This is a genomic window from Enterobacter sp. Acro-832 (assembly GCF_011752745.1).
GTDB lineage: Bacteria > Pseudomonadota > Gammaproteobacteria > Enterobacterales > Enterobacteriaceae > Enterobacter > Enterobacter quasiroggenkampii.
The window spans coordinates 263,703-276,626 of sequence record NZ_VWWX01000004.1 but is presented as its reverse complement, the minus strand read 5'-3'; the positions used below and the strand labels follow the sequence as shown (position 1 = coordinate 276,626).

General features: G+C 60.4%; 12 protein-coding genes. 2 read left to right on the top strand and 10 right to left on the bottom strand.

All coding sequences use genetic code 11. The features are described 5' to 3' along the window. Positions 1–8: 8 nt before the first annotated feature. From hpaB to hpaG, 9 genes are all read right to left on the bottom strand, one after another. A complete protein-coding gene (gene hpaB / locus F3J31_RS16115) occupies positions 9–1,571 on the bottom strand; it encodes a 4-hydroxyphenylacetate 3-monooxygenase, oxygenase component (RefSeq protein ID WP_008501307.1) in 1,563 nt (520 codons plus the stop codon). A gap of 195 nt (positions 1,572–1,766) precedes the next feature. Next, the gene (gene hpaA / locus F3J31_RS16110) at positions 1,767–2,657 is read right to left on the bottom strand and encodes a 4-hydroxyphenylacetate catabolism regulatory protein HpaA (RefSeq protein ID WP_048028628.1); all 891 of its coding nucleotides are present in this window, start codon (positions 2,655–2,657) and stop codon (positions 1,767–1,769) included. Beyond that, a complete protein-coding gene (hpaX, locus tag F3J31_RS16105; RefSeq protein ID WP_063622611.1) occupies positions 2,629–3,981 on the bottom strand; it encodes a 4-hydroxyphenylacetate permease in 1,353 nt (450 codons plus the stop codon). The genes hpaA and hpaX overlap by 29 nt, the downstream gene beginning before the upstream one ends. Before the next feature lie 21 nt (positions 3,982–4,002). Beyond that, positions 4,003–4,800: a 4-hydroxy-2-oxoheptanedioate aldolase gene (gene hpaI, locus F3J31_RS16100; protein WP_167214102.1), complete on the bottom strand. Its 798-nt coding sequence runs from the start codon at positions 4,798–4,800 to the stop codon at positions 4,003–4,005. A gap of 9 nt (positions 4,801–4,809) precedes the next feature. Then, positions 4,810–5,613, bottom strand: a complete 804-nt coding sequence (hpaH, locus tag F3J31_RS16095; protein ID WP_024908290.1) for a 2-oxo-hept-4-ene-1,7-dioate hydratase — start codon at positions 5,611–5,613, stop codon at positions 4,810–4,812. A 105-nt stretch (positions 5,614–5,718) separates the two neighbouring features. After that, positions 5,719–6,099 (bottom strand): 5-carboxymethyl-2-hydroxymuconate Delta-isomerase, encoded by a 381-nt coding sequence (locus tag F3J31_RS16090; RefSeq protein ID WP_167214099.1) that lies wholly within the window; start codon positions 6,097–6,099, stop codon positions 5,719–5,721. A gap of 9 nt (positions 6,100–6,108) precedes the next feature. After that, entirely contained in the window at positions 6,109–6,960 is an 852-nt protein-coding gene (hpaD, locus tag F3J31_RS16085; RefSeq protein WP_014830538.1) for a 3,4-dihydroxyphenylacetate 2,3-dioxygenase, read from the bottom strand. A 2-nt stretch (positions 6,961–6,962) separates the two neighbouring features. Continuing rightward, positions 6,963–8,429 (bottom strand): 5-carboxymethyl-2-hydroxymuconate semialdehyde dehydrogenase, encoded by a 1,467-nt coding sequence (hpaE, locus tag F3J31_RS16080; RefSeq protein ID WP_045907714.1) that lies wholly within the window; start codon positions 8,427–8,429, stop codon positions 6,963–6,965. Next, the gene (gene hpaG, locus F3J31_RS16075; protein ID WP_167214096.1) at positions 8,426–9,703 is read right to left on the bottom strand and encodes a 4-hydroxyphenylacetate degradation bifunctional isomerase/decarboxylase; all 1,278 of its coding nucleotides are present in this window, start codon (positions 9,701–9,703) and stop codon (positions 8,426–8,428) included. The genes hpaE and hpaG overlap by 4 nt, the downstream gene beginning before the upstream one ends. Before the next feature lie 270 nt (positions 9,704–9,973). On the opposite strand from hpaG, the gene hpaR reads away from it, so the two are divergent. Beyond that, complete coding sequence (gene hpaR / locus F3J31_RS16070; RefSeq protein WP_045907716.1) at positions 9,974–10,414, top strand: homoprotocatechuate degradation operon regulator HpaR; 441 nt, start codon at positions 9,974–9,976, stop codon at positions 10,412–10,414. Between the two features lie 83 nt (positions 10,415–10,497). Beyond that, positions 10,498–12,162 carry a methyl-accepting chemotaxis protein gene (gene tsr / locus F3J31_RS16065; protein ID WP_069720120.1) on the top strand — a complete coding sequence of 555 codons (1,665 nt, stop codon included), beginning with the start codon at positions 10,498–10,500 and terminating at the stop codon, positions 12,160–12,162. A 228-nt stretch (positions 12,163–12,390) separates the two neighbouring features. On the opposite strand, the gene F3J31_RS16060 is transcribed toward tsr, so the two are convergent. Then, positions 12,391–12,897, bottom strand: a complete 507-nt coding sequence (locus tag F3J31_RS16060) for a GNAT family N-acetyltransferase (RefSeq protein ID WP_167214093.1) — start codon at positions 12,895–12,897, stop codon at positions 12,391–12,393. Positions 12,898–12,924: the final 27 nt, after the last annotated feature.

Below are 12,924 nucleotides of genomic sequence, written 5' to 3'. Positions count from 1 at the left end.
CCGCTGCGCTATTTCAGCAGCTTATCCAGCATGTTGATATCGCTGTTATTGTGCAGGTGCGGCACCGTCCAGCCGTGTTGGTCGTATTCGGACATGCAGCGGTCGACCATCGCCATCATCTTGTCCATGTTGCCGGAGCTCTGCGCCTGGCGCAGACACTGCAGGCGGATCTCATCCTGGCTGCCGGAGTAGTTAATTTCGTACAGCTCGTGACGACCGCCAAACTCGCTGCCGATGGCATCCCACATCAGTTTCAAAATCTTGATGCGTTCGACGTGATCCATGCCGTTGGAGCCGCGCACGTATTTCGCCAGATACTGGTCGATCTGCGGGTTGTTCAGATCCCGGGCGCTGGACGGCAGGTAGATCAGCCCGGAGGTGACGTTACGCTCGATGATGTTCTTGATCTTCGCGTAGGCCATCGGGGCCATCACGCGGTAGGTCTGCAACGCCGCGTGGTCAGGAAGATACGCACCGTTGACCCACGGCGTGGCTTCGGAACACATGGAGTCGCTCAGCGCCCAGAACATGTTGCGCCATGCCACCACTTCGCCGAGATCCGCCTGCACGCCGCGGAACTCCAGGGTGCCGGTACACTCCAGGGATTTCTTCAGCAGGGCGGTGATGAAGTCGAGCTTCACCGCCAGACGCACGCAGGCCTGCAGCGGGTACATTCGCGCAAAGCCGCCTTCCATCGTCCAGCGGCGGCAGCGGTCGAAATCGCGGTAGATCAGCACGTTTTCCCACGGGATAAGCACGTGATCCATCACCAGGATGGCATCGTTCTCGTCAAAGCGGCTGGAGAGCGGATAGTCGTACGGGGATCCGGTTGCGCCTGCCACCATCTCGTAGGAGGCGCGGGAGATCAGCTTCACGCCCTCGGCATCCATCGGCGCGACGAACATCAGCGCGAAGTCCGGGTTTTCGCCCATCACCTGCGCAGATCCAAAGCCGATCATGTTGTAGTGGGTCAGGGCGGAGTTGGTGGCCACCACTTTCGCGCCGCTGACGATAATCCCGGCGTCGGTCTCTTTCTCCAGCTTGATGTAGACGTCTTTTACCTCGTCCGCTGGCTTGTGGCGGTCGATCGGCGGGTTAACGATGGCGTGGTTGAAGTACAGGCCGGTTTCCTGAATGCGGGTGTACCAGTTCCGGGCGTTCTGCTCGAACTGGCCGTAGAAGGCCGGGTTGGCGCCGAGCGCGCAGCCGAACGCGGCTTTGTAGTCCGGCGTGCGGCCCATCCAGCCGTAGCTCAGGCGCGACCACTCGGCGATGGCATCGCGCTGCTGGCGCAGGTCGTCGGCGCTTTTCGCCACGCGGAAGAACTTGTGGGTATAGCCGCCGCTGCCGGTGTCGGTGCCCCAGCACAGCGTGTCCTGCATGTCCGGCTTGTGCAGCGCGTCGTACATCTGCGCGATGGAGGCTGCCGCATTGCGAAATGCCGGGTGGGTGGTGACGTCTTTGACGCGCTCGCCGTAGATATAAATCTCACGACCGTCCTGCAGGCTTTTTAAATACTCTTCACCGGTTAACGGACGTTTGGCGTCTGCGCGGAACTCTTCAGGCTTCATAGGGACCTCGTATCGGAATAGATTTGTTAAATTTATGTTTTGTTTTTGTTGTTTAATTGAAGCCTGAGAGGGGCGTAACGTGAAGGGACGATTGGGACAACGACGGGTACTTTTCGGGTGGGATGTGGTTTTGTGATCTGTGCGGCTTTTCGGCGGGTGGCGCTGCGCTTACCCGCCCTACGAACCGTGATGCGTTCAGGAAACCGGTACTTTCTGCGCCCGATACGCGCTGGGCGAGCATCCCACTAAGCGGTTAAAAAAGCGGGCGAAATAGGCTGGATCTTTGAACCCCAGCTGCCAGGCAATCTCGCTGACGGTGCTGTCGGAGAAGAGCAGCAAGCGCCTGGCCTCCCGCAGCTGGCGGTCGAAGATCAGGCGTTTTGGCGGACGGTTGGCGAAGCGGCGGCAGATATCGGTCAGTCGGGATTCGGTCAGGTGCAGCTCGCTGGCGTATTCCGGCACCGTCCAGTGCTGGTGGTAGTGGGTGTCGATCAGCTGGGTAAAACGCTGGAACAGCTTCAGCTCGCCGCGCATGCCGCCTGAGGCGTGGTCGTCGAGCTTCGCGTTGCGCAGCAGCAGGGTAAACACCGCCTGGGCCAGCAGGACCAGGGTATGCTCGCGCCCGGGCAGCTGCTCCGTGGATTCCCGGGCAATCAGCTGCCAGTAGTGCTTCAGCGCCGCCAGCTCGTCCGGCTTGTCGGCAAGCGAGAGGCAGATCCCCGGCAGGCCAAACGCCTCCCGCGTGCCGGGGTAGAGCACCTCCAGCAGCGGCCAGATCAGATCCTCGCGCACCGTCAGCACGTGACCGTCGCTGTCGGATTCGGTGATAAACGCGTGCGGCACCGACGGCGGCGTGAGGACAAACAGCGGCGCCTGCACCGAATAGCGGTGATCGTCGAGCTGGAGCTCGATTTGCCCGGTATCGAGAAAGTGCATCTGAAAGTACTGGTCGTGACGATGCGCCTGCATGTCGCGGCCAAAAAAGGCCGCCATGCGGGCGAACGACTGGTAGTGCACATCGTCGGTGCCCAGACTTTCGTCGTACTCCTTGCTGATATCAATGTTGGCGATAGGGTTCTGGCACATGATCGTTCCTCTGTTGATCCCGCTGCGTCATCGGAATGCGCGTCAGCACCAGCGCGCCGACCACCAGCAGCCCGGCCACAAACCACAGCCCCGAGCTGAAGCTGCCGGTCGCGTCGCGCAGGATCCCAATCAGCAGCGGGCTGACGGCGGAGCCGACGTTGCCGATGGCGTTGATCACCGCCAGCGCCACCGCGCGGGACTGCAGGCTAATAACCCGATCCGGCGTGGTCCAGAATATCGCCATGGCGGTAAACGATCCGGTTGAGGCCATGATGATGCCAAGCAGCTGGATCAGGCTGTGATCCGTCGCGGAGGCCAGCATCCATCCCGCCGCGGCGAACAGGTACGGCAGGATGGTGTGCTTTTTTCGCTCTTTCAGCCTGTCGGAACGGCGGCTCCACCAGATCATCCCGAGGATGGTGCAGAACTGCGGGATCGCTGCCAGCAGGCCGATGACGATATTGCTGCTGCCCGTGTTGAAGCTTTGCAGGATCTGCGGCGTCCAGATGTTGATCGCACTCAGCGTATTGGTCAGGCAGAAGTAGGCCAGCGTGTAGAGCAGCACCGCCGGGGTCAGCACCTCGCGCAGCGTCGAACGCGGCGTGACGGATTGGGCAATCGCGACCTCCTGCTCGCGGGCGATCATCGTTTTGAGCGCCTGCTTTTCGTCCTCATCCAGCCAGGTGGCCTGGTCCGGCGTGTCGTTGAGGTAAAACCAGGTCACCACGCCGAGCACCACCGACGGCAGCCCTTCCAGCAGGAACAGCCACTGCCAGCCCTTGAGGTTCCACAGTCCGTCCATCGCCAGAATGTACCCGGAGAGGATCGAGCCGAGCATCATGGTGACCGGCATAGCAATCATAAACAGCGCGTTGGCGCGGGCGCGGTGATAGGCCGGGAACCACCAGGTGAGATAGACCAGAATACCCGGCAGAAAACCGGCTTCGGCAATGCCCACCAGCATGCGAAGGACGTAAAGGGTTTCGGGGCTGGTGGCGAACATGGTGCAGGTAGAGGCAATACCCCATACCACCATGATCCCGGCGATCCAGCGGCGTGCGCCGATCTTCGCCAGCATGATGTTGCTCGGGATGCCGCACAGCACGTAGGTGACGTAAAACAGCGTCGCGGCCAGGCCAAACATGGTTGACGTGAGGCCCAGATCTTTACCCATTGTCAGCCCGGCGAAGCCGATGTTGATGCGATCAAGGAACGAGAAGACAAACAGGATAAAGAGAAAGACGATCAGGCGTCGGAACAGCTTGTGAATGACGCGGTGTTCAACAGCTTTATTATCATGCGTTTGCAGGGTAGAGGTCGTCATGGTGCGCTCCAGCTCTTACGTTTAGTAGACGGATTTATTGTTATGAACTGACGTAACCTGTGTTTCGATAAAGCGTGCCGCCAGCGCTTCCGCGCCGCGGGCAAGCAGGGTAGTGTCGACCCCGACGGCAACAAACAGCGCGCCGAGTTCAAGATAGCGTTTTGCCAGCGGTTCATTCGCCATCAGGATGCCGGGAGCTTTACCGGCAGCGCGTATCTGCGCGATCGCCTGCTCAATGGCGGCCTGCACCTCCGGGTGCTGCGGATTGCCGGCAAAGCCCATGTCGGCGCTCAGATCCGCCGGGCCGATAAACACGCCGTCGACACCTTCCACGTCCAGGATCTGCGGCAGGTTTTTCAGCGCCTCGCGGGTTTCAATCTGCACCAGCACGCACATGGCGTCGTTGGCCTGCTGCAGGTAATCGGGAATGCGGTTCCAGCGCGACGCGCGTGCCAGGGCGCTGCCCACCCCGCGAATGCCCGCAGGCGGGTAGCGGGTGGCACGTACCGCCAGCCGCGCTTCGTCGGCGTTTTGCACCATCGGCACCAGCAGGGTTTGCGCACCCACGTCCAGCAGCTGTTTGATCTGCACCGGGTCGTTCCACGACGGGCGGACCACCGGCTGGCTGGGATAAGGGGCGATAGCCTGCAGCTGGGTTAAGACGGTCTGAACGCTGTTCGGCGCGTGCTCGCCGTCGATCAGCAGCCAGTCGAATCCTGCTCCGGCCAGCAGCTCGGCGCTGTAGCTGCTGGTCAGCCCCAGCCATAACCCAATTTGCGGACGGCCTGCTTTTAGCGCCGCTTTAAATGCGTTTTGCATCGTGCTCTCCTAGACAAAGCGGCAGCTGATGGAGCCCATGTTGCCGTAATCGACGTGGAAGGTGTCGCCTCTGCTGGCGGGCACCGGGCGGGTAAACGAGCCGCCGAGAATGATTTGGCCAGGCTCAAGCTGCACGTCGTACGGCGCAAGCTTGTTGGCCAGCCACGCCACGCCGTTGGCCGGGTGGTTCAGGACGCCTGCGGCCACGCCGGTCTCTTCGATCACGCCGTTGCGGTAGAGCAGGGCGGAGATCCAGCGCAGGTCCAGCTCGTCGGGCTTAATCGGACGGCCGCCGAGGATCACGCCCGCGTTGGCGGCGTTATCGGAGATGGTGTCGAAGACCTTGCGCGGACGCTGGGTCTCCGGGTCGACGTTGTGGCAGCGGGCGTCGATCAGCTCCAGCGCGGGGATGACGTAATCCGTGGCGTTATAGACGTCGAAGATCGTGCAGTTCGGGCCGCGCAGCGGTTTTGCCAGCACGAACGCCAGCTCCACTTCAATGCGCGGGACGATAAAGCGATCGACGGGAATGTCGCTGCCGTCATGGAAGAACATGTCGTCCAGCAGCGCGCCGTAGTCCGGCTCGCTGATCTGCGAGCTGGCCTGCATCGCTTTAGAGGTGAGGCCGATCTTGTGGCCCTTCAGCACGCGGCCTTCGGCGATCTTCAGGCTCACCCATTCGCGCTGGACGGCGTAGGCGTCTTCAATCGTAATCTCCGGATAGTCCAGCGAGATCGCGCGGATCTGCTCCCGGGACTGTTCCGCCTGATGCAGACGATGGGCGATCAGGGTATGGGTATGTTTGTCGAGCATGGCGTATCCTTTATGCGGCTGTTGCCGGGTGGCGCTTCGCTTACCCGGCCTACGTTCGAGCCGTTGTAGGCCCGGTAAGCGAAGCGCCACCGGGCAAGCAGACGGCTACTTAAACAACGTGTGCACGTTGTTCTGTTTGTAATTGAGCGTCGGGTGCAGCTCGTCGAGCTCAAACGACAGCGCCAGGTAGCGGCTCGCCATCAGCTCCGCGAAGTGCGCTTTGATAAGCTCAAACAGCATCTCCCCCACGGCCTCCCGGCTCTCCAGGCTGCGCCCGGCACCAATCTTCAGCGTCATATGGACAAAGGCGTAATCGTGCTTGCCGTCGGCCATCTGCCAGGTGTCCAGCCAGTGGGCGCGGCTGCGGATACCGCCGAGCGGGAAGATGCCCGTGGCGGCGAGCGCCTCGTTCACTTTGGCGAACAGCGCCGGCAGGTCGGCCTGCTCGCGGATGTTGTCGGTACATTCAGCAATAAAGTGCGGCATGGTGGCTCCTTACGCGGGCAGGGGGAAAACGGCGTTGACCTGGCCGGTGCCGGAGCTGGCGAACAGCTCGGTGAGAAACTCCACCTTGCCGTCGTATTTGTCCCAGCCGAGCATGCCCAGCAGCATCACCGTGTCGTGCATATTGCCCTCGCCGTAGCAGTAGTCGGCGTACTCCGGCAGCATGCTGCAGAATTCTTTGAACTGACCCTCGCGCCACAGCTTCACGACGCGCTCGTCCATCTGGCGGTCGAACTCGCGGGTGTAGCTGTTCATCCCTTCCTCGGCACGCTGGTCGTCAATAAAGCGGTGCGACAGCGAGCCGCTGGCGAGCACCGCCACGGTGCCGTCGTATTTTTCAATGGCGCTGACGATGGCCTCGCCCAGCCTGCGGCTGTCGGCGAAGTCGTGAACCGTGCAGAACGCCGAAATAGAGACCACTTTGAAGTGCTTATCCGCGTTCATGTAGCGCATCGGCACCAGCGTGCCGTACTCGAGCTTCAGGCTCGGAATGTTGTGCGCTTTGGCGCGCACGCCAAGCTTCACCGCCTCGTCGGCAATCAGCTGGCCGAGTTCCGGGTTGCCGTCGTAGTCGTAAGTCATGTCGCGGATAAAGTGCGGCAGCTCGTTGCTGGTGTAGACGCCCGAAAAATGGTCCGCACAGTTGATGTGGTAGGCGCTGTTCACCAGCCAGTGGGTGTCGAAGACGATAATGGTATCGACGCCCAGCTCCCGGCAGCGCTTGCTGATCTCTTTGTGTCCGTCGATAGCGCCCTGGCGGCAGCCGTGGTTTTTACCCGGCAGCTCGGAGAGATACATCGACGGCACGTGGGTGATTTTTGCCGCTAACGCTAATTTACCCATTTTCAGATCCCCCACTTTGGAATCGGATGGTCGCCCATGGAGATGCAGACGTTCTTCATCTCCGCGAACACCTCGAAGCTGTACTCGCCGCCCTCGCGGCCGGTGCCGGAGGCCTTCACGCCGCCAAACGGCTGGCGCAGATCGCGCACGTTCTGGGTGTTCACGAACACCATGCCCGCTTCGATATTGCGCGCCAGACGGAGCACTTTGCTGACGTCCTGGGTCCAGATGTACGACGCCAGGCCGTACTCCACGTCGTTGGCCAGGCGCAGCCCTTCTGCTTCGTCCTTGAACGGCAGCAGGCAGGCCACCGGCCCGAAGATCTCCTCCTGCGCCACGCGCATGCGGTTATCAACATCCGCCAGCACGGTCGGGCGCAGGAAGTTGCCGCATTTCAGGTGTGCAGGCAGATCGACCGGTTTGTCCGGGCCGCCCGCCAGCAGGGTTGCGCCTTCCTCGATACCGAGGCGGATATAGCCGGAGACTTTCTCCCAGTGCTGTTGGCTGATGAGCGCGCCAATCTGGGTGTTCGGATCGGTCGGATCGCCCACGCGCAGGCGGTTGGCGCGCTCGGCAAAGCGCTTGACGAATTCCGGGTAGATGCTCTGCTGGATAAAGATGCGCGAGCCGGCGGTGCAGCGCTCACCGTTGATGGAGAAGATGGTGAACAGGGCGGCGTCCAGCGCGCGCTCGATATCCGCGTCTTCAAAAATCAGTACCGGGGATTTGCCGCCCAGCTCCATGGAGTACTTCTTCAGCCCGGCGTTTTTCATGATGTTGCGTCCGGTGGCGGTGCCGCCGGTGAAGGAGACCGCGCGCACGTCGTGATGCCGCACCAGCGCATCGCCTGCCGTCGCGCCGTAGCCCTGAACGACGTTCAGCACGCCCGCCGGAATACCCGCTTCGAGGGCCAGTTCGCCCAGACGGTCGGCGGTCAGCGGGGAGAGCTCGGACATCTTCAACACCGCGGTATTACCTAAGGCCAGACAGGGCGCGACCTTCCAGGTGGCGGTCATAAACGGCACGTTCCACGGCGACACCAACGCGCAGACGCCCACCGGCTGCACCAGGGTGTAGTTGAGCATCTTGTCGTCAACCGGATAGGTCTTGCCGTTCATTTGCTGGCACACCTCGGCGAAAAATTCGAAGTTGTGCGAGGCGCGCGGGATCAGCACGTTTTTGGTCTGGTGGATCGGCAGCCCGGTATCGGCGGTTTCCATGGCGGCGATCTCCGGTACGTTCTGGTCGATCAGATCGCCCAGACGACGCATCAGGCGCGCGCGCTCCTTCATCGGCAGGTTGGCCCACTTCGGGAACGCCTCTTTGGCGGCGGCAACGGCCTGATGGATTTCGGCTTCACCGCCGGAGGCCACTTCTGCCAGGACCTCGCCGGAGGCCGGGTTAGTGGTGTGGAAGTAGTCGCTGCCCGCGACGTTTTTACCGTTGATCCAATGGTTTATCTTTTTCATTTTGCCGTCTCCTCACTCACAATTCGGTTCACCAGGCGTCCCACGCCTTCCACTTCCACCACCACCTCATCGCCCGGCACCACGTCGGACAGCCCCTTCGGCGTGCCGGTGGCAATCATGTCGCCCGGCTGCAGGGTCATAAAGTCGCTCAGGTAGGCAATCAGGTACGGGATGCTGAAGATCAGATCCGCCGTGGTGCCTTCCTGACGCAGCTCGCCGTTAACGAAGGTGCGCAGGGCGAGGTTGTGCGGGTCGGGAATGGCCTCTTTTGGCACGATGTTGGGGGAAATGGGGGTCAGCCCGTCGCGGCTTTTCACCCGCAGGTTCGGGCGGTAGTAGTTTTCCAGGTAGTCGCGGATGGCGTAGTCGTTGCAGACCGTATAGCCCGCAACATAGTCCATCGCCTCGGCTTCGCTCACCTTACGCGCCGTTTTGCCGATGACCACCACCAGCTCCGCTTCATAGTGCATGTACTCGACGTTGTTCGGGCGCACCGAGGTCTGGTTGTCACCGTTGAAGGTGTTCGGCGCTTTGATAAAGACCAGCGGCTCGGTGGGCGGCTTGAAGTCCAGCTCGCTGGCGTGATCGGCATAGTTCAGACCGAGGGCAAACAGCGTGGCGTACGGCGGCGTGCGGTGTGTGTTAGCGACGTCGCGTTCACCCACCACCGGGTTTTCCAGCGGCGGAAACCCCTCCGCCAGAATACGCACGCGATCGCCCGGGCGGATCTCAACGCGGCTGTGCGGGGTACCGAGCAGGATCGCATCGCCGGGATTAAGGGTGGCGAACTCGCTCAGGGCGCTCAGCAGTTCGGCAGCGTTACGCTGCAGATCGGCGGTGTTCCAGTGGTCCGCTTCGCGGCCGTTGATCTCGGTGATGATGGTCAGGTTGTCCACGTGATTAACGGCGACCGGTTCGCCAAGCGGGCAGAATCCGTCCCGGCATTTGGCCTTGATGGCCGGGCGGTAGAAGCTCTCTTCCGGCAGGCTCACCTCGTTGGCGAGCGCGTATCCTGCAATATATTCCGCGGCGTCCTCCACGCGCACCTTGCTGGCGGTTTTACCCACGACCAGCGCCACCGTGGCGCCGCTCAGCACCGTTTCCCCCTGCGGGAACGGAATGGGCTCGCCCGCGCGAATCACGGTGTTATGCGGTTTGATAAACCACACCGCCGTTTTCGGCGGCGTGTTGTAGGGGGCTTTTTCAAACGCCTCACGCCAGGCTTCGCGCTGGCTTTGATGGTTGAGGGCGACGGCAAAAACGGTACCTTTCATTCACATACTCCTCAGGCCGGAGGTCCGGTTTGGATTTCATTAATATGTTAATGATCTGGTTTTATGCTTTTGCTGTTTATTTCGCAATCAGAAGTGAAAAATTTGTGATATGAATAACAATAAATTTACATATTATTTTTTATGTCTAGTAAAATCAGTAGTTTAATAAAATTAATGGGTTTCTGTTAGACTTTTTGGCAGAAAACGTGTTGTTTATAAAAACATCTTTTAGTGTTTGTTTACTTGTTAATGATGTGAAGGGAACAGGCTATGCATGATTCATTAACCATCGCGCTGCTGCAGGCGCGGGAAGCGGCGATGTCCTACTTCCGCCCGATTGTGAAGCGCCATAATCTTACCGAGCAGCAGTGGCGTATTGTGCGCGTGCTGGCTGAACATCCGTCGATGGATTTTCACGATCTGGCGTTTCGCACCTGCATCCTGCGCCCGAGCCTGACCGGCATCCTGACGCGCATGGAGCGCGACGGCCTGGTGCTGCGTTTAAAGCCGGTGAACGACCAGCGCAAGCTGTACGTCTCGCTGACCAAAGAGGGCAATGCGCTGTATGAGCACGCCCAGGCGCAGGTGGAAGAGGCGTATCAGCAGATTGAGGCGGAATATACGCCGGAGAAGATGAAACAGCTGACGGCGCTGCTGGAAGAGTTTATTGAACTCGGAAACCGTCATAACGCAGCGCGGGATGAAGAGTAAAAACCACAAATTCCAGGATGAATTTCGTAAAGTTTTCCCTTTCCAGGCCGAAAATTCTGTATCTGTCTGAGGAAAGAGAAAACATGTTAAACCGTATCAAGATTGTCACCAGCTTAATGCTGGTTTTAGCGATATTTGGCCTTTTACAACTCACATCCGGTGGTCTTTTCTTTAATGCTCTGAAGAATGACAAAGAGAATTTCACCGTCCTGCAAACCATTCGCCAGCAACAGTCCACGCTGAACGCCAGCTGGGTAGCGTTGCTGCAAACCCGTAATACCCTGAACCGCGCGGGTATCCGTTACATGATGGATCAGAGCAATATCGGCAGCGGCGCGACCGTGAACGATTTGATGCAAATCGCCTCTGTGTCTCTGAAACAGGCGGAAAAAAACTGGGCTGCCTACGAAGCCCTGCCGCGCGATCCGCGTCAAAGCGATGCGGATGCCATGGAGATCAAGCGTAACTATGATATTTACCACGGCGCGCTGGCGGAGCTGATCCAGCTGCTGGGCGCGGGCAAAATCAACGCCTTCTTCGACCAGCCGACCCAGAGTTACCAGGACGGTTTTGAGAAGCAGTACGTGAGCTACCTGCAGCAGAACGACAAGCTATACCAGATGGCGGTCGAAGACAGCAACAGCTCCTACAGCCAGGCTATCTGGGTGCTGATCAGCGTCCTGATTGCCGTGCTGGTGGTGATCGTGGCCGTCTGGCTGAACATCAAGCAGACGCTGATCTCCCCGCTGAATCGTCTGATCGACAACATTCGCCATATCGCCAGCGGCGACCTGGTGAAGCGTATTGAAGTTCAGGGCACCAACGAGATGGGTGAACTGGCCGACTCGCTGCGCCATATGCAGGGCGAGCTGGTGCGTACCGTTGGCGACGTGCGTAACGGCGCGAATGCGATCTACAGCGGCGCGAGTGAAATCGCGATGGGCAACAATGACCTCTCCTCCCGTACTGAACAGCAGGCCGCTTCCCTGGAAGAGACCGCTGCCAGCATGGAGCAGCTGACGGCGACCGTTAAGCAGAACGCCGAGAACGCCCGTCAGGCGAGCCATCTTGCCCTGAGCGCCTCCGAAACCGCGCAGAAAGGCGGCAAAGTGGTGGATAACGTGGTGCAGACCATGCGCGATATCGCGGGCAGTTCGCAGAAAATTGCCGACATTATCAGCGTGATCGACGGCATTGCTTTCCAGACCAACATCCTGGCACTGAACGCGGCGGTAGAAGCGGCGCGTGCGGGCGAGCAGGGCCGCGGTTTTGCGGTGGTAGCAGGTGAAGTGCGTAACCTGGCCCAGCGCAGCGCCCAGGCGGCACGCGAGATCAAGAGCCTGATTGAAGACTCCGTGGGTCGCGTGGAAGTGGGGTCAACGCTGGTCGAAAGTGCCGGTGAAACCATGGGTGAGATCGTGAATGCGGTCACCCGCGTCACGGACATCATGGGCGAAATCGCCTCTGCGTCTGACGAGCAGAGCCGCGGTATCGACCAGGTCGGTCTGGCGGTGGCAGAGATGGATCGCGTGACCCAGCAGAACGCCTCGCTGGTGGAAGAGTCTGCCGCAGCGGCAGCGGCACTGGAAGAGCAGGCAAGCCGTCTGACGCAGGCCGTGGCGGTGTTCCGCATTCAGCAGGAGCAGATGAAAGCGCGCGAATTCGCTTCTGCGAAAACCGTTGCAGCACCGGCGATGGCGCGTAAAACGGTTACCGCTGATGCAGGTGATAACTGGGAAACGTTCTAACGCCGTATGTTGTGCCGGGTGGCGGCTGCGCCTTACCCGGCCTACGGTTCGTGGCTTGTGCCGGGTGGCGGCTGCGCCTTACCCGGCCTACGGTTCGTGGTTTTGCCGGGTGGCGGCTATGCCTTACCCGGCCTACGGTTCGTGGTTTTGCCGGGTGGCGGCTATGCCTTACCCGGCCTACGGTTCGTGGTTTTGTAGGCCCGGTAAGCGCAGCGCCACCGGGCGATATTACAGAGGCAGGCGCATGGCGCAGCGGGTTTCATATGCGAAACCGTGCGCTGTCTCTTCTTCCCTTTTCTGACGCAGTTCAGGCGTCAGCGTCGTCATTTTTTCAAACCCCAGCCGCGCATAGAACGGCGCATTCCACGGTACGTTCCTGAACGTCGTCAGCGTCAGCGCTGTCAGCCCCCTGTTACGGGCCTGGTCTGCCACGCAGGCGATGAGCTGCCTGCCGATCCCTTTTCCCTGCCAGTCCAGATCAACCGAGAGTTCGACAATAAACAGTGATGACGGATGGGCTTCGGCAAGGATAAACCCGACGGGGTGGTCGTTTGCCAGCGCCAGCCAGCTTAGCCCGCGTTCGACATAGCCGAGGTGTTGCTCAGCGGAAATGACCTCGCAATCGGCAAGCCAGGCGAGTGCCGGGAAGCCACGGAAGCGCCCGGCCGCCGCGCGTTCAATGGCGGACAGGGCGGCAACGTCGTTGCGGGTGGTGGGGCGAATGCGAATAGTCATGGCGGCAAGTATAACCTGACCCGTCGA